Source organism: Pseudomonas sp. FG1, from assembly GCF_034313875.1.
Lineage (GTDB): Bacteria > Pseudomonadota > Gammaproteobacteria > Pseudomonadales > Pseudomonadaceae > Aquipseudomonas > Aquipseudomonas veronii.
In genome coordinates, this window is sequence record NZ_JAVIWP010000001.1 from 3,257,919 (window position 1) to 3,276,864 (window position 18,946).

General features: G+C 62.5%; 19 protein-coding genes, 4 tRNA genes and 1 pseudogene. 15 read left to right on the top strand and 9 right to left on the bottom strand.

Going from position 1 to position 18,946, the window contains the following annotated elements; translation table 11 throughout:
• The first annotated feature begins 53 nt into the window (after positions 1–53).
• The 6 genes from RGV59_RS15125 (at position 54) to RGV59_RS15150 (ending at position 6,002) form a co-directional block, all read left to right on the top strand.
• Positions 54–1,709 carry an AMP-binding protein gene (locus RGV59_RS15125; RefSeq protein WP_126586573.1) on the top strand — a complete coding sequence of 552 codons (1,656 nt, stop codon included), beginning with the start codon at positions 54–56 and terminating at the stop codon, positions 1,707–1,709.
• A gap of 30 nt (positions 1,710–1,739) precedes the next feature.
• Positions 1,740–2,183: a hotdog fold thioesterase gene (locus tag RGV59_RS15130; RefSeq protein ID WP_017846788.1), complete on the top strand. Its 444-nt coding sequence runs from the start codon at positions 1,740–1,742 to the stop codon at positions 2,181–2,183.
• Positions 2,184–2,280: 97 nt separating this feature from the next.
• Positions 2,281–3,084: an alpha/beta fold hydrolase gene (locus RGV59_RS15135; protein ID WP_102618152.1), complete on the top strand. Its 804-nt coding sequence runs from the start codon at positions 2,281–2,283 to the stop codon at positions 3,082–3,084.
• Positions 3,081–3,935 (top strand): alpha/beta hydrolase, encoded by an 855-nt coding sequence (locus RGV59_RS15140; RefSeq protein WP_017846790.1) that lies wholly within the window; start codon positions 3,081–3,083, stop codon positions 3,933–3,935. The genes RGV59_RS15135 and RGV59_RS15140 overlap by 4 nt, the downstream gene beginning before the upstream one ends.
• A 114-nt stretch (positions 3,936–4,049) precedes the next feature.
• The gene (locus RGV59_RS15145; protein WP_126586571.1) at positions 4,050–4,868 is read left to right on the top strand and encodes a DUF4892 domain-containing protein; all 819 of its coding nucleotides are present in this window, start codon (positions 4,050–4,052) and stop codon (positions 4,866–4,868) included.
• Between the two features lie 72 nt (positions 4,869–4,940).
• On the top strand, positions 4,941–6,002 hold the full coding sequence (locus RGV59_RS15150) for an AI-2E family transporter (protein ID WP_046486361.1): 1,062 nt from the start codon (positions 4,941–4,943) through the stop codon (positions 6,000–6,002).
• Between the two features lie 43 nt (positions 6,003–6,045).
• Here RGV59_RS15150 and RGV59_RS15155 read toward each other — a convergent pair whose 3' ends face one another.
• Positions 6,046–7,080 (bottom strand): sensor histidine kinase, encoded by a 1,035-nt coding sequence (locus RGV59_RS15155; protein WP_046486360.1) that lies wholly within the window; start codon positions 7,078–7,080, stop codon positions 6,046–6,048.
• Positions 7,080–7,841 (bottom strand): response regulator, encoded by a 762-nt coding sequence (locus tag RGV59_RS15160; protein ID WP_032804413.1) that lies wholly within the window; start codon positions 7,839–7,841, stop codon positions 7,080–7,082. The genes RGV59_RS15155 and RGV59_RS15160 overlap by 1 nt, the downstream gene beginning before the upstream one ends.
• Before the next feature lie 259 nt (positions 7,842–8,100).
• Between RGV59_RS15160 and pyrF the strand changes: the two genes are divergently transcribed.
• A complete protein-coding gene (pyrF, locus tag RGV59_RS15165) occupies positions 8,101–8,799 on the top strand; it encodes an orotidine-5'-phosphate decarboxylase (protein WP_017846795.1) in 699 nt (232 codons plus the stop codon).
• 63 nt (positions 8,800–8,862) lie between these two features.
• On the opposite strand, the gene RGV59_RS15170 is transcribed toward pyrF, so the two are convergent.
• Positions 8,863–9,870, bottom strand: coding sequence for an NADP-dependent oxidoreductase (locus tag RGV59_RS15170; RefSeq protein ID WP_126586570.1), 1,008 nt, complete (start codon positions 9,868–9,870; stop codon positions 8,863–8,865).
• Positions 9,871–10,098: 228 nt separating this feature from the next.
• On the opposite strand from RGV59_RS15170, the gene RGV59_RS15175 reads away from it, so the two are divergent.
• From RGV59_RS15175 to RGV59_RS31715, 4 genes and pseudogenes are all read left to right on the top strand, one after another.
• Positions 10,099–10,860 (top strand): SDR family oxidoreductase, encoded by a 762-nt coding sequence (locus tag RGV59_RS15175; RefSeq protein ID WP_126586568.1) that lies wholly within the window; start codon positions 10,099–10,101, stop codon positions 10,858–10,860.
• Positions 10,861–11,062: 202 nt separating this feature from the next.
• On the top strand, positions 11,063–12,475 hold the full coding sequence (locus RGV59_RS15180; protein ID WP_126586565.1) for a PLP-dependent aminotransferase family protein: 1,413 nt from the start codon (positions 11,063–11,065) through the stop codon (positions 12,473–12,475).
• A gap of 1,060 nt (positions 12,476–13,535) precedes the next feature.
• A pseudogene (locus tag RGV59_RS31710) lies at positions 13,536–13,697 on the top strand (HAMP domain-containing protein); the annotation flags it as partial.
• Between the two features lie 18 nt (positions 13,698–13,715).
• A complete protein-coding gene (locus RGV59_RS31715; protein ID WP_371928132.1) occupies positions 13,716–14,558 on the top strand; it encodes a methyl-accepting chemotaxis protein in 843 nt (280 codons plus the stop codon).
• Between the two features lie 39 nt (positions 14,559–14,597).
• On the opposite strand, the gene RGV59_RS15190 is transcribed toward RGV59_RS31715, so the two are convergent.
• Positions 14,598–15,410, bottom strand: a complete 813-nt coding sequence (locus RGV59_RS15190) for an alpha/beta fold hydrolase (protein WP_126586563.1) — start codon at positions 15,408–15,410, stop codon at positions 14,598–14,600.
• A 117-nt stretch (positions 15,411–15,527) separates the two neighbouring features.
• Entirely contained in the window at positions 15,528–16,298 is a 771-nt protein-coding gene (locus tag RGV59_RS15195) for a hypothetical protein (RefSeq protein ID WP_026139998.1), read from the bottom strand.
• A gap of 357 nt (positions 16,299–16,655) precedes the next feature.
• Between RGV59_RS15195 and RGV59_RS15200 the strand changes: the two genes are divergently transcribed.
• The 4 genes from RGV59_RS15200 (at position 16,656) to RGV59_RS15215 (ending at position 17,068) form a co-directional block, all read left to right on the top strand.
• Positions 16,656–16,731: transfer RNA gene (locus RGV59_RS15200), tRNA-Glu, on the top strand.
• Positions 16,732–16,733: 2 nt separating this feature from the next.
• A tRNA-Gly gene (locus RGV59_RS15205) sits at positions 16,734–16,809 on the top strand.
• Between the two features lie 104 nt (positions 16,810–16,913).
• Positions 16,914–16,989: transfer RNA gene (locus RGV59_RS15210), tRNA-Glu, on the top strand.
• Between the two features lie 3 nt (positions 16,990–16,992).
• Positions 16,993–17,068: transfer RNA gene (locus RGV59_RS15215), tRNA-Gly, on the top strand.
• Positions 17,069–17,192: 124 nt separating this feature from the next.
• On the opposite strand, the gene RGV59_RS15220 is transcribed toward RGV59_RS15215, so the two are convergent.
• From RGV59_RS15220 to RGV59_RS15235, 4 genes are all read right to left on the bottom strand, one after another.
• Entirely contained in the window at positions 17,193–17,510 is a 318-nt protein-coding gene (locus RGV59_RS15220) for a TIGR03745 family integrating conjugative element membrane protein (RefSeq protein WP_232925703.1), read from the bottom strand.
• Between the two features lie 54 nt (positions 17,511–17,564).
• Complete coding sequence (locus tag RGV59_RS15225) at positions 17,565–17,798, bottom strand: TIGR03758 family integrating conjugative element protein (protein WP_126586561.1); 234 nt, start codon at positions 17,796–17,798, stop codon at positions 17,565–17,567.
• The gene (locus RGV59_RS15230) at positions 17,795–18,103 is read right to left on the bottom strand and encodes an RAQPRD family integrative conjugative element protein (protein WP_126586584.1); all 309 of its coding nucleotides are present in this window, start codon (positions 18,101–18,103) and stop codon (positions 17,795–17,797) included. The genes RGV59_RS15225 and RGV59_RS15230 overlap by 4 nt, the downstream gene beginning before the upstream one ends.
• A gap of 227 nt (positions 18,104–18,330) precedes the next feature.
• A complete protein-coding gene (locus tag RGV59_RS15235; RefSeq protein WP_046482598.1) occupies positions 18,331–18,933 on the bottom strand; it encodes a response regulator transcription factor in 603 nt (200 codons plus the stop codon).
• Positions 18,934–18,946 lie beyond the last annotated feature (13 nt).

Below are 18,946 nucleotides of genomic sequence, written 5' to 3' on the forward strand. Positions count from 1 at the left end.
CAGCCGAGCAAGTGCTTGGTTGGCTATCATCGGACCACAAAGGAGCGCGTCCCATGCCCGTCGCTTTTCGTTTGCCGTTGCAGGTCTTCTTCGAACGTGAAGCGCGGCATCCGCGCAAACCCTTCCTGGTGCAGCCCGTCGGCGGCGACGAGGTACAGACCCTCACTTGGGCCGAGGTCGGCCACCAGGCCCGCTGCGCCGCGCATTGGCTGCGTGCGAGGGAACTGCCCCAGAGTTCGCACGTAGCCCTGATCTCGAAAAATTGCGCGCACTGGATCATCGCCGACCTGGCCATCTGGATGGCCGGGCATGTCTCGGTGCCGCTCTATCCCAACCTCACCGCCGATTCCGTCGCCCATGTGCTGAAGCACTCCGAGGCGGCGCTGGTGTTCATCGGCAAGCTCGATGACTGGCCCGCCATGGCGCCCGGGGTTCCGGCCGACGTGCCCACCATCGGCCTGCCGCTGTGTCCGGCGGGTGACTTGGATTTCAGCTGGACCGAGCTGCAAGCCTGTTCACCGATCCAGGATCAGCCGCTACCTGCCGCGTCGGATCTGGCCACCATCATCTACACCTCCGGCACCACCGGCCTGCCCAAGGGCGTGATGCACAGCTTCGGCGCCCTGGGCTTTGCCGCCACCGGTGGCACCGAATTGTTCGGCCTGGGGGAGGGTGACCGGCTGCTGTCGTACCTGCCCTTGTGCCATGTGGCGGAGCGGATGTTTGTGGAATTGGCGGCGATCTATACCGGGCAAACCGTGTATTTCGCCGAAAGCCTTGAGACTTTTCTGAGGGACCTGCGTCGGGCACGGCCGACGGCGCTGTTCGGGGTGCCGCGTATCTGGACCAAATTCCAGATGGGCGTCTACGGCAAGATCCCGGCGACGCGCCTGGAGCGCCTGTTGCGGCTGCCCTTTATCGGCAAACGCGTGGGCCGCAAGGTGCTGGCCGGCCTGGGCCTGGACGCGTTACGCATTGCGCTGTCCGGCGCGGCGCCGGTGCCCGAAGCCTTGTTGCGCTGGTATCAACGCCTGGGCCTGGATGTGCTGGAGGTGTACGGCATGACCGAGAGTTGCGGCTATTCCCATGTGTGTCGCCCCGGCCAGCAGACAATCGGCTGGATCGGCCTGCCGTGCCCGGGCGTTGAAGTGCGTATCGACCCGCTCGGCGAAGTGCAGGTGCGCAGTGGCGCGACCATGCTCGGTTACTTCAAGGACCCGGAAAAAACCGCCGAAACCCTCACCCCGGACGGCTTCCTGCGCACTGGCGACAAGGGCGAGCAGGACGCCGAGGGCCGTCTGCGCCTGACCGGGCGTCTCAAGGAAATCTTCAAGACCAGCAAGGGCAAGTACGTGGCCCCGGCGCCGATCGAAAACCGTCTGGCCGAACATGCACGGATCGAACAGGTGTGTGTGGTCGGCGACGGCCTGCCTGCGCCGATGGGCCTGTGCGTGCTGTCGGCGGCGGGCCCGGCGGATGCGCGCCAGGCCTTGCACGGCAGCCTTGAACGCTGGCTGGAGCAGGTCAACGCGGCGTTGGACAAGCATGAGCGCCTGCGTCAATTGGTGGTGGTGAAAGACAGTTGGGCGGTGGAAAACGGCTTCCTGACACCGACCTTGAAGATCAGGCGCAATGTCATCGAATCGACCTACGGCCCACAGTTTCAGGTGTGGAGCGAGCGCACCGAAGTCATTCTGTGGCAGGATTAGGGCCATCATAAAACCAATAGGGACAACGGTATGAGCCTGTGGCGCACCCAACCCAATATCGAGCAACTCAACGCTCTGCAGAAAAACACCATCGGTGAAGTGCTGGATATTCGCTTCGAAAGTTTCGACGAAGAGTCCCTGACCGCCAGCATGGTGGTCGATCAGCGTACCCATCAGCCCTATGGCCTGCTGCACGGCGGCGCGTCGGTCGTGCTGGCCGAAAGCGTCGGCTCCATGGCGGCCTACCTGTGCATCGATGCGAGCAAGTTCTATTGCGTCGGCCTCGAGGTCAATGCCAACCACCTGCGCGGGGTGCGCAGCGGGCGGGTGACGGCGGTGGCGAGGGCGATTCATATCGGCCGCACCACCCAGGTGTGGGACATCCGCCTGACCAACGATGATGGCAAGTCCAGCTGCGTCTCGCGCCTGACCATGGCCGTAGTGCCCCTGGGCGAGAACCCGCCGGCGCGATAGGCGTGGCGTGAGTGTCATCATTCCTGGCGGTTACGGTCATTGCCGTAACGGTCGGGCGTGGTGACAATCAATGTCTGTTTTTATAGATGGAACCGGTATGTCGCAGCACGTGTTTTTTGCCCACGCCAATGGCTTCCCTTCGGCTACCTACGGCAAGTTGTTTGCCGGCCTGGCCCCGGAATATACTGTCGCGCACCTGCCGCAGCACGGCCACGATCCACGGTTTCCGGTGGACGACAACTGGCAGAACCTGGTGGACGAACTGATCCACCATCTGCAACAGCAGCCCGAGCCGGTGTGGGGCGTGGGCCATTCCCTGGGCGGCGTGTTGCATTTGCACGCGGCCATGCGCTGCCCGCAGTTGTATCGCGGCGTGGTGATGCTCGACTCGCCGGTGCTGACCCGTGCCGACCGCTGGGTGATCCGCGCCGCCAAGCGCTTTGGTTTTATCGACCGCCTCACCCCGGCCGGGCGCACCCTGGGCCGCCGTGAAGAATTCGCCGACCTGGACGCCGCGCGCAGTTACTTCGCCGGCAAGACCCTGTTTCGCGGCTTCGACCCGGAATGCTTCGACGCTTACCTGCAACATGGCCTGTATCAGGTCGGCGATCGCCTGCGCCTGCGTTTCGATCCGGCCACTGAAATCAGTATCTACCGGGGCGTGCCCCACACCAGCCCGGGCCAGGTGCGCCAGTTGAAAGTGCCGCTGGCGGTGGTGCGCGGGCGCCAGAGCCGGGTGGTGATGCGCCACCACGCCAGCGGCGTCGGGCGCCTGCCCATGGGAGAAATGCTCACCATGCCCGGCGGCCACATGTTCCCCCTCGAACGCCCCCAGGACACCGCGACCTTGCTCAAGCAGCTGTTCGCCCGTTGGGAAACCCGCGAGCGCAGTTGCGCATGAGTACGCCGGTCGAAGAAGTGCGCCTGAGCCTGCCGCATATCGAATTGGCCGCGCATCTGTTCGGTCCCGAAGACGGTCTGCCGGTGATCGCCTTGCATGGCTGGCTGGACAACGCCAACAGCTTCGCGCGGTTGGCGCCGAAACTGCAGGGCATGCGTATCGTCGCCCTCGACATGGCCGGCCACGGGCATTCGGCGCATCGTCCGACGGGGGCCGGTTATGCCCTGTGGGATTACGTCCACGATGTGCTGCAGGTCGCCGAACAACTGGGCTGGAAACGTTTTGCATTACTTGGCCATTCCCTCGGCGCCATCGTCTCCCTGGTATTGGCCGGTGCCTTGCCGGAGCGGGTGACGCACCTGGGTTTGATCGACGGTGTGATCCCGCCGACCGCCACTGGCGAGAACGCCGCCGAGCGGCTGGGCATGGCGTTGCAGGCGCAATTGAACCTGCAGGGCAAGCGCAAGCCGGTCTACGGCAACCTTGATCGCGCCGTCGAAGCGCGGATGAAAGGGCTGGTGGCCGTGAGCCGCGAAGCCGCTGAACTGCTGGCCCAGCGCGGGTTGATGCCGGTGCCGGGCGGTTACACCTGGCGAACGGACAGCCGCTTGACCCTGGCATCGCCGATGCGTCTGACCGACGAGCAAGCCATGGCTTTCGTGCGCCGCGTAGGTTGCCCTACTCAACTGGTGGTGGCCGCTGACGGCATGCTGGCGAGACATCCCGAATTGCTTTCCCAGCTACCGTTTACCGTGACGACCCTGCCCGGTGGCCATCATTTGCACTTGAATGACGAGGCGGGCGCGGTCCTTGTTGCAGACTGTTTCAATCGGTTCTTCTCTGCACCTTGACTTGGCGCGGTCAACTGCCGAGGCTGGGCGGATTGAAAGGGAGTCAACCATGAACGATCTCAACACCGATCTTGAAACTGCTGCGACCTCCGATGGCCAGGGCTCAACTATCCGATGAGCGTGCGTAAAGGCTGTATCCGTGCCCTCGGGCTGTGTGTGTTCAGCCCGTTGGTGTTCGCCGCCGATGTGCCGGGTAGCCAGGACTTGCCCGCCGTGGCCCGTCAGGTCGACGCGCAAATCGTCGATTATCGTCCCGCCGAAGAAAAAGAGCGCATCTACCCCATGGGCGCGATCCGCAAGATCAGCGGCCAGTTGCGTTACGAAGCCCAGGCCACCGCGCGCGGCCAGGCCACCGCCATCACCTATGAACTGCCCGCCGAGCACACCTCCAGCGCTGCGTTCACCGCCACGCGCGAAGCGCTGCAGCAGCAGGGCGCGCAGCTGTTGTTCTGGTGCCAGGCCCGTGACTGCGGTGAAAGCAGCCTGTGGGCCAATGAAGTGTTCGGTAATGCCAAGTTGGTCGGCGCCGATGGCCAGCAGGAATACCTGCTGTTGCGTCTGGCCGCCCCGCAGGACAATTCCCTGCTGGCGTTGTACGGCATCACCCGCGGCAATCGCCGGGCTTACCTGCATGTCGAACAGATCGATGCCGGCACCCCGCTTGGGGAGCTGCTGCCGACCTCCGCCACGCTGTTGCGCGAACTCAAAAGCACTGGCGAGCTGGATTTCCCGGCTTTGGGAACGGACCCCGATGCCACCTGGTTGACCCTGATTTCCCGCGGTTTGAACCTCGACACCACCCTGCGTGTCAGTTTGACCGGCCCCCATGCCGAAGCGTGGCGCCAGGCCCTGATTGACAAGGGCGTGCGGGCCGCACGCCTGGAAACCGGTACCGAGCCAGCCAAAGGCCTGCACCTGCATCTGATACGCTGACCGAAACAGGGCGAACGGACCCGCGCCGTTCGCCTAAACTGACTGCCTTCAGCCTTTTCCTAGAGAAACTCCATGCTCAATAACGATCGCCTGCTGGTGCAAATCCTGCTGCTGGTGCTGTTCGGTGCCAGCTTCTGGGTGATGGCGCCGTTCTGGTCGGCGCTGTTCTGGGGGGCGGTGCTGGCGTTTGCCAGTTGGCCGCTGATGGTGTTGCTGACCCGCTGGCTGGGCGGCCGCGAATCCCTGGCCGCTGGCATCCTGACCTTGGGCTGGATGCTGCTGGTGGCGGTGCCGCTGGTATGGCTGGGGTTCAACCTCGCGGACCATGTGCGCGACGCGGTGGCGTTGATCAAGGATATTCAGGTCGACGGTTTGCCGGCGGCACCGGCCTGGTTGGGGTCGATTCCCTTTGTCGGAGAACGGCTGGTGGCGATGTGGGACAGCATCGACCAGCAGGGCGCGGCGCTGATGGTCAGCCTCAAGCCGTACCTGGGGCAGGTGGGCAACTGGTTGCTGGCGCGCAGCGCGCAGATCGGCGGCGGCATCCTGGAACTGACCCTCAGCCTGGTGTTCGTGTTCTTTTTCTACCGTGACGGGCCGCGCCTGGCGATGTTCGTCCACCGCCTGCTGGAGCGCTTGATCGGCGAACGTGCCGGTTACTACATCGAACTGGTGGCCGGCACCGTGCAACGCGTGGTCAATGGCGTGATCGGTACGGCGGCCGCCCAGGCGGTGCTCGCGCTGATCGGCTTCCTGATCGCCGGGGTGCCGGGCGCGCTGGTGCTGGGTATCGTCACGTTCCTGCTCAGCCTGATCCCCATGGGGCCGCCGCTGGTGTGGATTCCGGCCACGGCCTGGCTGGCGTGGAAGGGCGATTACACCTACGCGGTGTTCCTCGGCGTGTGGGGCACGTTCATCATCAGCGGTGTGGACAACGTGCTCAAGCCGTACCTGATCAGCCGTGGTGGCAACCTGCCGCTGGTGATCGTGTTGCTCGGGGTATTTGGCGGCCTGATCGCGTTTGGCTTCATCGGCCTGTTTATCGGCCCGACCTTACTCGCCGTGGCGTACAGCCTGCTGATGGATTGGAGCGCGACCCAGGCCCAAGGCCGCCGCGAAGACGAACCGCTGTAGCTGATTGACCAAGATTTATGGCGGAGCTGGCGGGCGTTGGCCGTCAGGCGCGGGGCAACCACATCACGGCGGTCAACCCGCCGCCCGGGGTTTCCTCCAGGCTCAACCGCCCGCCCAGGCGCTCCACCGCGTCCTTGGCGATGGTCATGCCCAGGCCCACGCCGCCGGAGTTGCGGTTGCGCGAGCCTTCGAGCCGATAGAACGGTTCGAACACCGCCTCGCGCTTGTCGGCGGCAATCCCGGGGCCGTGGTCGATCACGCGGATGGTCAGGGCCTCGCGGCTGTCCTCCAGTTCCACGCGCGCGCTGCCGGCGTAGCGCAAGGCGTTGTCGATCAGGTTGTTGAGGCATGAGCGCAACGCCATCGGCTGCACCTGCAAAGGCGCACAGGTGCCGGCACATTGCACATTGGAACCTTGGTCCTGGGCGTTCTCACTGATCGACTCCACCAGCGCCTGCACATCCAGCCAGTGCCGGCTTTCGCTGGTGCGTTGTTCGTGCAGGTAGCTCAAGGTGGCGTCGAGCATGCCGATCATGTCGTTCAGGTCCTGGCGCATCTGGCCTTGCAGCTTGGCGTCTTCGATCTGCTCCAGGCGCAGCTTGAGGCGCGACAGCGGGGTGCGCAGGTCATGGGAGACCGCGCCGAGCATGCGCGCGCGCTGGCCGACTTGTTCGCGAATACGTTTTTGCATCAGGTTGAAGGTTGACGCGGCCTGCTGGGCTTCGCGGGGGCCGGACTCGTCGAGAGGCGGGCTGTCGAGGTCCAGGCTCAAGCGCTCGGCGGCCTCACTCAGGCGCTGGATCGGCCGGCTCAACAATTTGGCGCCATACCAGGCGGCGATGATCAACGAGAAAAACTGAAACGTCAGCGGCACCACCGGGCCGCCAAACCATGGGCGAGGGCGTTTAGGCAGGGGCCTCATCGTGCCGTCCGGTTGCTCGACAAAGGTGGCCTTTGGCGGCGGCGGAGGCGGGTCATAGTGGTGGAACCAGAAAAATGCCAACGCATGGGCCAGTACAATCGCCAGCAGCAACACACCGAACAACCGGCCGAACAGTGTGTTGAGGGCGTTACGCATCAGCCGATATCCCGTGCGTCGAACAGATAGCCTTCACCGCGCACGGTCTTGATCAACTGCGGTGCTTTGGGGTCATCGCCTAGCTTCTGGCGCAGGCGCGAAACCAGCAGGTCAATGCTGCGATCGAAGGCCTCGATGGAACGACCGCGGGCCGCATCCAGCAACTGTTCGCGGCTCAACACCCGGCGCGGCCGCTCGATAAACACCCACAGCAGGCGGAACTCGGCGTTGGACAGCGGTACCACCAGGCCATCGTCGGCCACCAATTGGCGCAACACGCTGTTGAGACGCCAGTTATCGAAGCGGATATTGGCGCGCTGCTCGGTGCGGTCGTCGCGCACCCGGCGCAGGATGGTCTGGATGCGCGCTACCAATTCACGCGGCTCGAACGGCTTGGACATGTAGTCGTCGGCGCCCAGTTCCAGGCCGATGATGCGGTCGGTGGGTTCGCAGCGGGCGGTGAGCATCAGGATCGGAATGTCCGACTCGGCGCGCAGCCAGCGGCACAGTGACAGGCCGTCTTCGCCCGGCAGCATCAGGTCGAGCACCACCACATCAAAGGTTTCGGCTTGCATCGCCACGCGCATCGCGGCGCCGTCGGTGACGCCGGTGGCGAGAATATTGAAGCGCGCCAGGTAGTCGATCAGCAGTTCGCGGATCGGCACGTCGTCGTCGACAATCAGCGCGCGGGTGTTCCAGCGCTTTTCATCGGCGCTCACCGCGTTTTTTTGCTCGTCGTTCAGCGGGACGGAAGTATGCATAGTGCGATCATCTGCCTGGTGGTAGCGGTCAGCATAGGCGCCCAGCCCCATGGCTGGTAGTGCTGGTCGGTGGGTCGTGCGGGCGAGGCTAGCGGTAGGGCGTGTTGAGGGCATGTCGTGAATGTATCTGCTTTGATACAAATGGCCGAAAGGTCCGCCTGAGTGCGCTTGGTCAGTATTTACCGATCATCGGATCCCGCAACGGCGTCGCTTGCGCTACAATCCGCGCCGATTTCGACTTGCCTGAGAGCCCATTCCAATGTCCGTCTGCCAGACTCCTATCATCGTCGCCCTGGATTACCCCACCCGTGACGCCGCACTGAAGCTGGCTGACCAGTTGGACCCGAAGCTGTGTCGGGTCAAGGTCGGCAAGGAACTGTTCACCAGTTGCGCCGCGGACATCGTCGGCACCCTGCGTGACAAAGGTTTCGAGGTGTTCCTCGACCTGAAATTCCACGACATCCCCAACACCACCGCGATGGCGGTCAAGGCTGCCGCCGAAATGGGCGTGTGGATGGTCAATGTACACTGCTCCGGCGGCCTGCGCATGATGGCCGCCTGCCGTGAAGTGTTGGAACAGCGCAGCGGCCCTAAACCCTTGCTGATCGGTGTGACCGTGCTGACCAGCATGGAGCGCGAAGACCTGGCCGCGATCGGCCTGGATATCGAACCTCAGGAGCAAGTGCTGCGCCTGGCGGCCCTGGCGCAAAAAGCCGGCCTCGATGGCCTGGTCTGTTCGGCGCTGGAAGCCCGGGCGCTCAAGACCGCCCACCCGTCGCTGCAATTGGTCACCCCGGGGATTCGCCCGGCGGGCAGCGCCCAGGATGACCAGCGCCGTATCCTCACGCCGCGTCAGGCCCTGGACGCCGGCTCGGACTACCTGGTGATCGGCCGCCCGATCAGCCAGGCGGCGGACCCGGCCAAGGCATTGGCGGCAGTGGTCGCCGAGATCGCCTGATCGAACACCGATCAACCATGTGGGAGGGAGCAAGCCCCCTCCCACATTGACATCTGCTGTGTATCAGCTGACTTTGAGCACCAGCTTGCCGAAGTTCTCCCCGTTGAACAGCTTCATCAGCGTCTCCGGGAACGTCTCCAGTCCCTCCACAATGTCTTCCTTGCTCTTGAGCTTGCCCTGCGCCATCCAGCCGGCCATTTCCTGCCCGGCGGCGGCAAAGTTCGCCGCGTGATCCATCACCACGAAGCCTTCCATGCGTGCGCGATTGACCAGTAATGACAGGTAGTTGGCCGGGCCTTTTACCGCGTCCTTGTTGTTGTACTGGCTGATTGCACCGCAGATCACCACGCGAGCTTTGAATGCCAGGCGGCTGAGCACGGCGTCGAGAATATCGCCGCCGACGTTATCGAAATACACATCCACGCCCTTGGGGCACTCGCGCTTGAGCGCGGCGGGCAGGTCTTCGTGTTTGTAATCGATGGCGGCGTCGAAGCCCAGTTCATCCACCAGGAACTTGCACTTGTCGGCGCCACCGGCAATGCCCACCACACGGCAGCCTTTGATCTTGGCGATCTGCCCGGCAATGCTGCCCACCGCCCCGGCCGCGCCGGAGATCACCACGGTTTCGCCGGCCTTGGGTGCGCCGGTCTCGAGCAGGGCGAAGTAGGCGGTCATGCCGGTCATGCCCAGCGCCGACAGGTAGCGCGGCAGGGGCGCAAGCGTGGGGTCGACCTTGTAGAAACCACGCGGCTCGCCGAGGAAGTAATCCTGCATCCCCAGGGCGCCGTTCACGTAGTCCCCGACGGCGAATTTAGGGGTGTTCGAGGCGATCACCTTGCCTACGCCCAGCGCCCGCATCACTTCGCCGATGCCGACGGGCGGAATGTAGGATTTGCCCTCATTCATCCAGCCGCGCATGGCCGGGTCGAGGGACAGGTATTCGTTGCGCACCAGCACCTGCCCGTCCTGTGGCGTGCCCACCGGCACTTCCTGGTAGGTGAAGGTCTCCCGCGTGGCCGCGCCGACCGGGCGTTTGGCGAGCAGGAACTGGCGGTTGGTCTGGGCAGTCATGGCAAGGACTCTTGAGAAATGAAGCCTGATTGATAGACCCATAATGGCCTGCGAGCAAGGTCGGCCGAGGGCTGCGAATGCTTGGCGATAGGCTTCGATGATAGTCAGCCAGGCGGTCTTATCATTGTGATTCATGCAGCGCTAACCGGCCTTCTGATAGTGCTGACGCGCCGCTGTCGGGCTTGGCTAGACTCGGCCCACGGCTATTTCTCCCATAGGACATCCCCCATGAGCATGACGTTTTCCGGCCAGGTCGCCCTGGTAACCGGCGCCGCTGCCGGTATTGGCCGCGCCACCGCGCTGGCGTTTGCCGCCGAAGGTTTGAAGGTAGTGGTTGCCGACCTCGACATAGCGGGCGGCGAAGGCACTGTTGCGCTGATCCGCGAGGCCGGTGGCGAGGCGCAGTTCGTGCGCTGCAACGTCACCCTGGAAGCCGACGTGCAGCAATTGATGGCGCAGACCATTGCCGCGTATGGCCGCCTGGACTACGCCTTTAACAACGCCGGGATCGAGATCGAGAAAGGCAAGTTGGCGGACGGCACCCTCGATGAGTTCGACGCGATCATGGGCGTCAACGTCAAGGGCGTGTGGTTGTGCATGAAGTACCAATTGCCGTTGCTGCTGGCCCAGGGCGCTGGTGCGATCGTCAACACCGCGTCGGTGGCGGGGCTGGGCGCTGCGCCGAAGATGAGCATCTATGCCGCGTCCAAGCACGCGGTGATCGGCCTGACCAAATCGGCGGCCATCGAGTACGCGAAAAAGAACATCCGCGTCAACGCGGTATGCCCGGCCGTGATCGACACCGACATGTTCCGCCGTGCCTATGAAGCTGACCCGCGCAAAGCCGAATTCGCCGCGGCCATGCACCCGGTCGGGCGCATCGGCAAGGTCGAGGAAATCGCCAGTGCGGTGTTGTACCTGTGCAGTGACGGTGCGGCGTTCACCACCGGCCACGCCCTGGTAGTGGACGGCGGCGCCACCGCGATCTAGGACTCCAAGCCGCACCTCATTCGAAAAAGTTTGAGGTGCTGTGGGGCGTTTCCATAGCTGGCAAAACGCCGTGATCCAATGTGTATCAGGAGGTAAATAAGTCAATAAAATCAATACTTTAGTTACTGTTGGCGACCGATTGGAGTGGGCTTCTGTGCTTAACTGTTTTGGGTTGAATAACAGATAGTTAAGTGAGTGGCTCATGGATTTAGGGATCGATCGACAAGCCCTTGTACCGGTGGTGCAGCAAATCGTCAGCGCGGTGGCGGAATGGATTCGCAAGAGCGGGGTCAGCCCCGGTACACGCTTGCCGTCCATCCGCCAACTGGCCCTCGACAACCTGCTCAGCCAGTCCAGCGTGATCGAGGCATTCGAGCGCATGGAGGCCCAGGGCTTGCTGACCTCGAAGCAGGGCTCCGGGTTTGTGGTGGCGCAGCCTCCGGTGGCTCAGGAACGCCACTGGTATGAAGGCGCGGAGCGAGAGTGGGGCGCTTTCACCGACAGCCCGTTGGGCGAGTTGAAACTCGGCTGCGGTTGGCTGCCGGACGCCTGGCGCGAAAGCGATGACATCAGCTACGCGATCCGCGAAGTCAGCCGCATCGATACCGGCGGCCTGTTCAACTACAGCACGCCACTGGGGCTGCCGGCGCTGCGCGAGCAACTGCTCAAGCGCCTGACCCAGATTCACGTGGCCACCAGCCTCGACCGCATTCTCACCACCCATGGCGCCAGCCATGCCCAGGACCTGCTGATCCGCACCTTGCTCAAGGCCGGCGACACGGTGGTCGTGGAAACCCCCGGTTATGGCAACCTCTTTCGTCAGTTGGCCTTCCACGGCGTCACGCTGCTGGAAGTGCCGCGTACCCAGGGCGGCCCGGACGTCCTGGCGCTGGAAGCCCTGCTGCGTAGCCATCGTCCCAAGTGCCTGTTTATCAACAGCCTGTATCACAACCCCACCGGCACCAGCCTGTGCCGCAAGGTGGCCGAGCGTTTGCTGGCGCTGGCGCACAGCGAAGACTTCCTGATCATCGAAGAAGATGTCTACGCCGACCTGCAACACGCCAGTTGCACGCGGCTCTCGGCGTTGCCCCATGATGACCGGGTGATCTATGTCTCGAGTTTTTCCAAGACCCTCAGCAGTGCCCTGCGCGTCGGCTACCTCAGCGCCAGTTCGCCGATCATTGCGCAATTGGTACACCTCAAGACACTCACCGGCATCGGCACCTCGCGTTTTGCCGAAGCGGTGATGGCCACGTTGCTGGCCAACGGCACCTATCGCAAATGGGTGCAGCGCCTGCGCAAACGCCTGAACGCGCAAATGGCCGCGACCTTGCAGGTGCTGGAGGATGAGGAATGGCAGGTGTTCGCCGTGCCCGCCGGCGGCATGTTTGTCTGGGCGCGGCCTCGCATGGCCGACCGTTCACGCTTGCAGGCGTGTGCGCGGCAACTCGGCGTGTTGATGTCGCCGGGGGCGCTGTTCAGCCCCACGGGTGAACACAGCGAGTGGCAGCGCATCAATGTGGCCTATGCTGCTGATCAGCGGGCCCTGGCGTTGTTCCGCGCCGCGGGGCCCGCCAGATCGACCTCGACCATTCTGAAAACGACGAGTGTGTAGCTTTTTGCCATTATTGTGGCGCCAACGACTTGTGTTCAGGGCCTTGGGGTTGCGAATCTCGCTACTGGGAAACCGGACTTGATGGCATCCGCCATTGCAAGAGGATTCGAGTGCAATGATTTCGGCCGTGCAACGACGTTTCGCCAACCTCGGTATGGCGAAAAAACTGGGTTTGGGCTTCAGCCTGGTGCTGCTGTTGACTGCGTTGGTCGCAGCGATTGGCGTGTGGTCCCTGCAAACCGTTGGCCTGCGTTTCGAGGGCCTCAAGAGCATGTCTTCGCTCAACAGCGGGCTGCTCAAGGTGCGTTTGATCGAGCAGGACTACGCGCTGCACGCCGACCCCAAGTCCGTCGACGCCCTGCATGAGCAAGTCGACGCCTTGGCCGCCCTGGCCGCCAGCCTCAAGGCCGAGTCTGCGACCAACGTGCCGCTGATGACCGAGGTCGAACAGGCCCTGGCGGCTTACCGCAAGGCGTTCGATGAGTTCGTCGAACTGACCCAGACCAAGGACCTGGCACTGGAAATGGCCAGTTGGTCGGTGTCCAGCGTGGCCAATAACCTCGATGTGTTGCAGGCCGGCCTGGCCGACGATGGCGCCTATGGCCTCAAGGAAAGCCAGGGCAAGGAGGGCGCCGAGTTTATCGAGCAGGCGGGGCAGGTCAGCCAGGTTTCGCGGTTGATGCTGCAAGCCATGAACGAGGCCCATGTGCGCCTCGATCAGAGCCGCAAAGGGCAGGAAGACAACGCCGAACAAGGCAAGATCGAACAGGCCGAGCAGGCGCTGGCCCAGGTCGAGTTACTGAAGACCTCGGTCAAGGACGCCGGTTACCAGACGGTGCTCAATGAGGTCGGCGGGCATATCGCTGCGTTCAATGAAAAGCTCGGCGAATACACCGGCCTGCTGGCCCAGGAAAAAGTGGTCTACAAACAATTGCATGATCGCGCCGATCAAGTGGTCAGCCGCGTCGACCAGGCGTATGCCGCCGAAGATCAGTCGATGCAGGCGCAGTTGAAGAAAAGCGCGCTGCTGATCATCGGCTCCTCGGCCCTGGCGCTGTTGATGGGCTTGATTGCGGCCTGGGTGATTACCCGGTTGATCGTCGCGCCGCTGCGCCGGGTGATCGCGGTGGCCCAGCAGATCGCAGCCGGCGATTTGAGCGGGCGCATGGACGTCAGTCGCCGCGATGAAATCGGCCAGCTGATGCAGGCGATGCAACAGATGGGCAGCGGCTTGAGCGATATGGTCAGCAGGCTGCAAGCGGGCATCGAGCAATTGGCCAGTTCGGCGCATTCGCTGTCCAGCGTCACCGAGCAGACCAACATCGAGGTCAGCAGCCAGAAGGAAGAAACCGAGCAGGTCGCCACGGCGATGAACCAGATGACCGCCACGGTCCACGATGTGGCGCGCAACGCCGAAGAGGCCGCACAGGCTGCGCAGACCGCCGATGACAAAGTCGACAGCGGCCAGCAGGTGGTGCGCCAGAGTTTGCAGCGCATCGAACAGCTGGCCACGTCCAGCACCAGCGCGAGCGCCAGCATCGACAGCCTCAGCAGCGAAATCCAGAACATCGGCAGCGTGTTGAGCGTGATCAAAAGCGTGGCCGAACAGACCAACCTGCTGGCGCTCAACGCAGCCATCGAGGCCGCGCGCGCCGGTGAGCAAGGCCGTGGTTTTGCGGTGGTGGCCGATGAAGTGCGGGCGCTGGCCAAGCGCACCCAGCAATCGACCGAGGAGATCGAGCGCCTGGTCGGCACCTTGCGCAGCGCGGCGCAAGCGTCGGTGCAGCAGATCCAGCAGAGCGGCGAGTTGGTGAAGCTGGCCGTCAGCGATGCGCTGGAAACCGAAAGCGCGCTGGGCAGCATTGCGGTCGCGGTGTCATTGATCCAACAAATGAATCAGCAGATTGCGGCAGCGGCCGAGCAACAGAGTTCGGTGGCCGAAGAGATCAACCGCAGCGTCACCAGCATTCGCGCGAGTGCCGATCAATCGGCGTTGAGCATGCAAGGCAATGCCGCGTCGAGTATTGCGCTGGCGCGGTTGGGCGCGGAACTCAAGGGCATGGTGGGGCACTTCCGCCTTTGATCGCCGCCGCCGGGCCGCGATCAAAGGGCCGGGGCGCGATCAGGCGTGGTTGGCGAGGAAGGTCAGCAGCGCTTCATTGACGAAGTCCGGGTTCTCGCGGCTGGAGATATGCCCGGCGTCGGGAATCAGGCTCAGGCCGCAGCCGATCAGGCTGGTCATCTGCTCGGACTCGGCGGGTGGGCGAGGCGTGTCCTGTTCGCCGCACAGCACCAGGGTGGTGTCGGCGTCCAGGCGTGACAACTGCTCCAGCACATCTGCGCGGCTGAAGATCAGCCGGCCCAGGGGCACGATGCTGTCCAGCAGGCGCGCCGTGGGGTAGCCCTGCAAGACTTTGCGGAAATCCTGGTACAGCGCCGATGCGTGGTCGATGCCCGGGCGGAAAAAGATCGGCGCGACCACATCCAGCAGCGGCTCGGGGATGGCGCCGGCGTCTTCGATCATCTTGAACAGCGAAAAGTAGTGCTGGCGCGTGGCCTCGGGCTCGGCGCCGAGGTAGGTGTCCATCAGCACCAGGCTGTTGACCCGCTCGGGTGCCAGCAGGGCCAGGCGTGCGCCCCACATGCCGCCGACCGACAAACCCACCAGATTGACCTGGGCAATCTGCAACTGGTCGAGCAGTGCCAGGGCCTGGCGCGCCAGGTCGTCCAGGGAGCGCGTGTGCGCCGGCAGCGGCCCGGACTCGCCGTGGCCCCACAGTTCGGGGACGATCACGCGGTATTGCTGCGACAGCGCTTCGATCTGCGGTGCCCACATGGCGCGGTCCCACAGGTAACTCGAACCCAGCAGGACGACCGGGCCGCGGCCCTGGTCAACATAGTGCAGCGGTTGTCCATCAATCACGGCGACAGGCATAGCGGGCCTCTAACTTCACGGAGTGAGGGGGACTTTTGTACGCGAGTCGACGGCGAGGGGATAGATGCTAAATGATGGCATGTGGCGAGGAACGCTCGCCACATGGGGTGGGGGAGGTCAGTCGTAGATGACTTTTTTCTTCCACTCGGCGTCGGTGTCGGCGACTTTCAGGCCTTCGGTCAGTTCGTTGACTTCATCTTCCGCCGGTTTGCTGTTGGTCAGCACCGTGGAGTTGGCGCGCGCCAATTGACTCTCCAGCAATTGCAGTTGCTCTCTGTAGATCGCCGGCTCAGGCTGTTTGCGCAGGTACTGCACGCCGCGCTCGAAGGCCAGGCGCGCCTGGCCCGGCTGGTCCTGTTGCAGGGCATGCTGGCCGAGGTTGTTGAAGAACTCGATGTGCAGCAGGACCAGGATGTGGCGAATCTCCCTGATCCAGTGCTTGGCTTCATTGGCCGGCAGAAAACCGTCCTGGGCCGCGCGGGTGACCTGGCCGTGCAGGGCTTCGAGCAGGAAGCGCACGTCCTTGGCCTTGGCTTCGGTCTGGATCGGGCCGGGCGGGTTGTTGACCGGGATCGATTCGCCCTGGGCCACCAGCGCATTCAGTTCGGCGATCCGCGCCTTGAGCGGTGCGCTGGACTTGTTGAGGTGCAGCAAGCGCTGGTTGACGTTGAGTTCCAGGCGGGTCAGCAGCAGCTTGAGTGCCGGAGTCATCAACTGGCCGGGGAAGGTCTCGGTGATTTCACCACAGCGACGCAGCCGGTCATTAAGCTCGATCACGGTGCGTTGCTTTTCCAGTTTGTTGTTTTCCACCACATGGTTCATATAGCCAATGGCGATCAGTATTACGATCCCGGCTATTACCAGCAGGGTGATCATGAGTGGTGTCACCGGTGCGACCTCTTTATAGGGTTTGCTGTGGAGTGTAGTGACTGAGACATCTGCCGGATAGGACTGTTCGACCAGTTGCCCAGGTAGTTTCTTCTATATACGTAAGCATTCCCTGCGTAGATGCACAATGCCATCAGTTGCTGAGCGAACTATAGCGTCTTGTCGGGCGCCAGAATATAGGCGTCAAGGCGCGGACGCGCAGAATGCCCGCACGGGCCTGGAAAGGGGGGCGAAGTCATTGATTTAAATAAATTTATCCTGGGGGGTTGACGACCTTTCAATCCATCCATAGAATGCGCGCCACTTGCAGCGTAAAGCACACAGCGAAACGCGGCAGGGAGTGAATGTTGTACGTGTGTCCCCTTCGTCTAGTGGCCTAGGACACCGCCCTTTCACGGCGGTAACAGGGGTTCGAGTCCCCTAGGGGACGCCAATGCGGGAATAGCTCAGTTGGTAGAGCACGACCTTGCCAAGGTCGGGGTCGCGAGTTCGAGTCTCGTTTCCCGCTCCATTTTTAAGCAGTGTGGCCTTCGGGCGGCATTGAGTGAAACCAGGACCAAGTCTTCGGACGAGGCCTCTGGGCACTGAAATACACACCATGTGTTTCAGTAGCGTGTCCCCTTCGTCTAGTGGCCTAGGACACCGCCCTTTCACGGCGGTAACAGGGGTTCGAGTCCCCTAGGGGACGCCATTTGCGGGAATAGCTCAGTTGGTAGAGCACGACCTTGCCAAGGTCGGGGTCGCGAGTTCGAGTCTCGTTTCCCGCTCCAATTTTTGATTTGCAGTGTCCATCGGACCTGGGAGTCAGCGAAAAAAAGACGCTTCGGCGTCTTTTTTCGTTTCCGGTGCGATCTGTCGAAAACCACCGGTATCCGGACTTTTTTAGTCCAGAAATCACGAGATCCCGGTGGCCTTGGTCAGTAACCAGATGCCCACCACCAGCAAGATCGCACCGACTGCGACGGTCAACCCGAACTGGCCCCAGGTCGCGCGCCCGGTGTGGATCTCCGAATAGCGCGTGTAGGCGTGATAGCAGACCCCGATAAGCATTGAGGCCACCACCAACAGGGCGATCAGCAGGATGATGTCGTCGCTGTAATTCTGCAGGGTTTGCAGAATGCCGCTGCCGACACCGCGGGACGGATCCTCCAGCGTGGGCAGACGGCCCTGCGCAACGGCCAATGCCGGAGCGCCCATCAGCAGCACCAGCATCCGGCTACGAAGACCATATGAAAAATGATGGTTCATCACGGCAGCTCCCTCGGATCAGGACAGAAGAAAAAACGTCAACACCAGGTACAGCGCGACAAAACGCATGACCACCCCGACAAACTGCCACGAGCCCAGACGTTGTTCGGCCCAACCGGTGTAGGCGGTACGAATTGCCCAGGCGCCCCACAGCAACAGCACGGCAAACACCCCCGACAGCAACAAGGTCGCCATCCGCGCGGGCGTAAATCCGCCGTGGGCCTGGAAGGCGGCCTGTTGGGCGGCAGTCATGGCGAGGGCTCCTGCTCGTCGCGGTACTCACCGAGCATCGGCGTTGGGTCGCGTGGCTGGGCGCGCTGTGGAGTCAGGTAGTCCTGAACTCCAGCACGTACTCGCTGGAGGTCTTCACGTAGGCGTGGGTAGTCGAAGTGGTAGCGACCCCGAACTTGTGTGGGCTGAGCTGATAGGTCTTCGACCTGGCGATTGATTTGGTCCAGTTGACGGGTCAGCAGGGCCAGTTGCTCGCGTTCAAAAGCGCGTTCAGATGCCATGACCGGAGCGGCACTGCTGCTGATGCCGATGATCAGGGCAACCATCCCGGAGCGTAGCAAGCTGAATGTGGGGCTACCCTATCCATCGAATCAGACCTCGTGAGTACGAATGGCCTGATGGTGCGACGACTGCTCAATGCTCGCCTCAAGCAATGGGGATTGGCTCGTCACCGCTTTACGGCAGGGCATTGGGGAAACATCTGACGGAGTTATCCGAAATTGAGACGAAAGAAGATGTCTAGTTTGAATCTGGTGTATTTTTAATCTGCCCTTCAACCGATTCCCGAATACTTCGCCACTGCCGCTGCCCGTGATGGCACGTTCAAGCAACGTAACAGCGACGCCACATGAATACGCACTGTAAAGGGCGATATCTGTAATTCCGTTGCGATTTCTTTATTGGTCTTGCCTTTTGCGATCAGGTGCAATACTTCATGCTGGCGGGCTGTGAGAGCAGTGGTCTGCAACGGCAGCAGGCCCGATGGCGAAAACTTGACGAGAACATCGCCTTCTCTGATAGCCAGTAGTGCCTGTCCGATCTCGTCCGGGGCGATGTTTTTGCCGATAAATCCGTCGATACCTAACGCCATAATCTGTTCGATCAACGATGGATCATCGACCATTGACACCACGATTAACGTGGTGCGCCGCAACTGCTGTCTCAGCTCACTCAAGTGACTCATGCAGGTCAAGCCTGGAAAACGCAAGTCGAGAATCAGCGTGTCAACTTCTTCGCCTGTTTTGATCAGCGCCTTTACAGTCTCAAAGTCACCGGCTTGCTCCACCGTTGCCTCGGGAAGTAGTCGCTGGACAGTGCGCAACATGCCCTCGCGAAACATAGGATGATCGTCGGCAATAATGATTCTGCATGGCATATCGTGCTCTACC

Excerpts from the sequence above, each read along its gene's own strand:
- RGV59_RS15190 (WP_126586563.1), bottom strand. The coding sequence starts at position 15,410 with ATGCCTGTCGCCGTGATTGATGGACAACCGCTGCACTATGTTGACCAG.
- pyrF (WP_017846795.1), top strand. The coding sequence starts at position 8,101 with ATGTCCGTCTGCCAGACTCCTATCATCGTCGCCCTGGATTACCCCACC.
- RGV59_RS15160 (WP_032804413.1), bottom strand. The coding sequence starts at position 7,841 with ATGCATACTTCCGTCCCGCTGAACGACGAGCAAAAAAACGCGGTGAGC.
- RGV59_RS15125 (WP_126586573.1), top strand. The coding sequence starts at position 54 with ATGCCCGTCGCTTTTCGTTTGCCGTTGCAGGTCTTCTTCGAACGTGAA.
- RGV59_RS15145 (WP_126586571.1), top strand. The coding sequence starts at position 4,050 with ATGAGCGTGCGTAAAGGCTGTATCCGTGCCCTCGGGCTGTGTGTGTTC.
- RGV59_RS15140 (WP_017846790.1), top strand. The coding sequence starts at position 3,081 with ATGAGTACGCCGGTCGAAGAAGTGCGCCTGAGCCTGCCGCATATCGAA.
- RGV59_RS15225 (WP_126586561.1), bottom strand. The coding sequence starts at position 17,798 with ATGACTGCCGCCCAACAGGCCGCCTTCCAGGCCCACGGCGGATTTACG.
- RGV59_RS31715 (WP_371928132.1), top strand. The coding sequence starts at position 13,716 with ATGGTCAGCAGGCTGCAAGCGGGCATCGAGCAATTGGCCAGTTCGGCG.
- RGV59_RS15150 (WP_046486361.1), top strand. The coding sequence starts at position 4,941 with ATGCTCAATAACGATCGCCTGCTGGTGCAAATCCTGCTGCTGGTGCTG.
- RGV59_RS15155 (WP_046486360.1), bottom strand. The coding sequence starts at position 7,080 with ATGCGTAACGCCCTCAACACACTGTTCGGCCGGTTGTTCGGTGTGTTG.
- RGV59_RS15180 (WP_126586565.1), top strand. The coding sequence starts at position 11,063 with ATGGATTTAGGGATCGATCGACAAGCCCTTGTACCGGTGGTGCAGCAA.
- RGV59_RS15175 (WP_126586568.1), top strand. The coding sequence starts at position 10,099 with ATGAGCATGACGTTTTCCGGCCAGGTCGCCCTGGTAACCGGCGCCGCT.
- RGV59_RS15130 (WP_017846788.1), top strand. The coding sequence starts at position 1,740 with ATGAGCCTGTGGCGCACCCAACCCAATATCGAGCAACTCAACGCTCTG.
- RGV59_RS15135 (WP_102618152.1), top strand. The coding sequence starts at position 2,281 with ATGTCGCAGCACGTGTTTTTTGCCCACGCCAATGGCTTCCCTTCGGCT.
- RGV59_RS15230 (WP_126586584.1), bottom strand. The coding sequence starts at position 18,103 with ATGGTTGCCCTGATCATCGGCATCAGCAGCAGTGCCGCTCCGGTCATG.
- RGV59_RS15235 (WP_046482598.1), bottom strand. The coding sequence starts at position 18,933 with ATGCCATGCAGAATCATTATTGCCGACGATCATCCTATGTTTCGCGAG.
- RGV59_RS15170 (WP_126586570.1), bottom strand. The coding sequence starts at position 9,870 with ATGACTGCCCAGACCAACCGCCAGTTCCTGCTCGCCAAACGCCCGGTC.
- RGV59_RS15220 (WP_232925703.1), bottom strand. The coding sequence starts at position 17,510 with ATGCTGGTGCTGCTGATGGGCGCTCCGGCATTGGCCGTTGCGCAGGGC.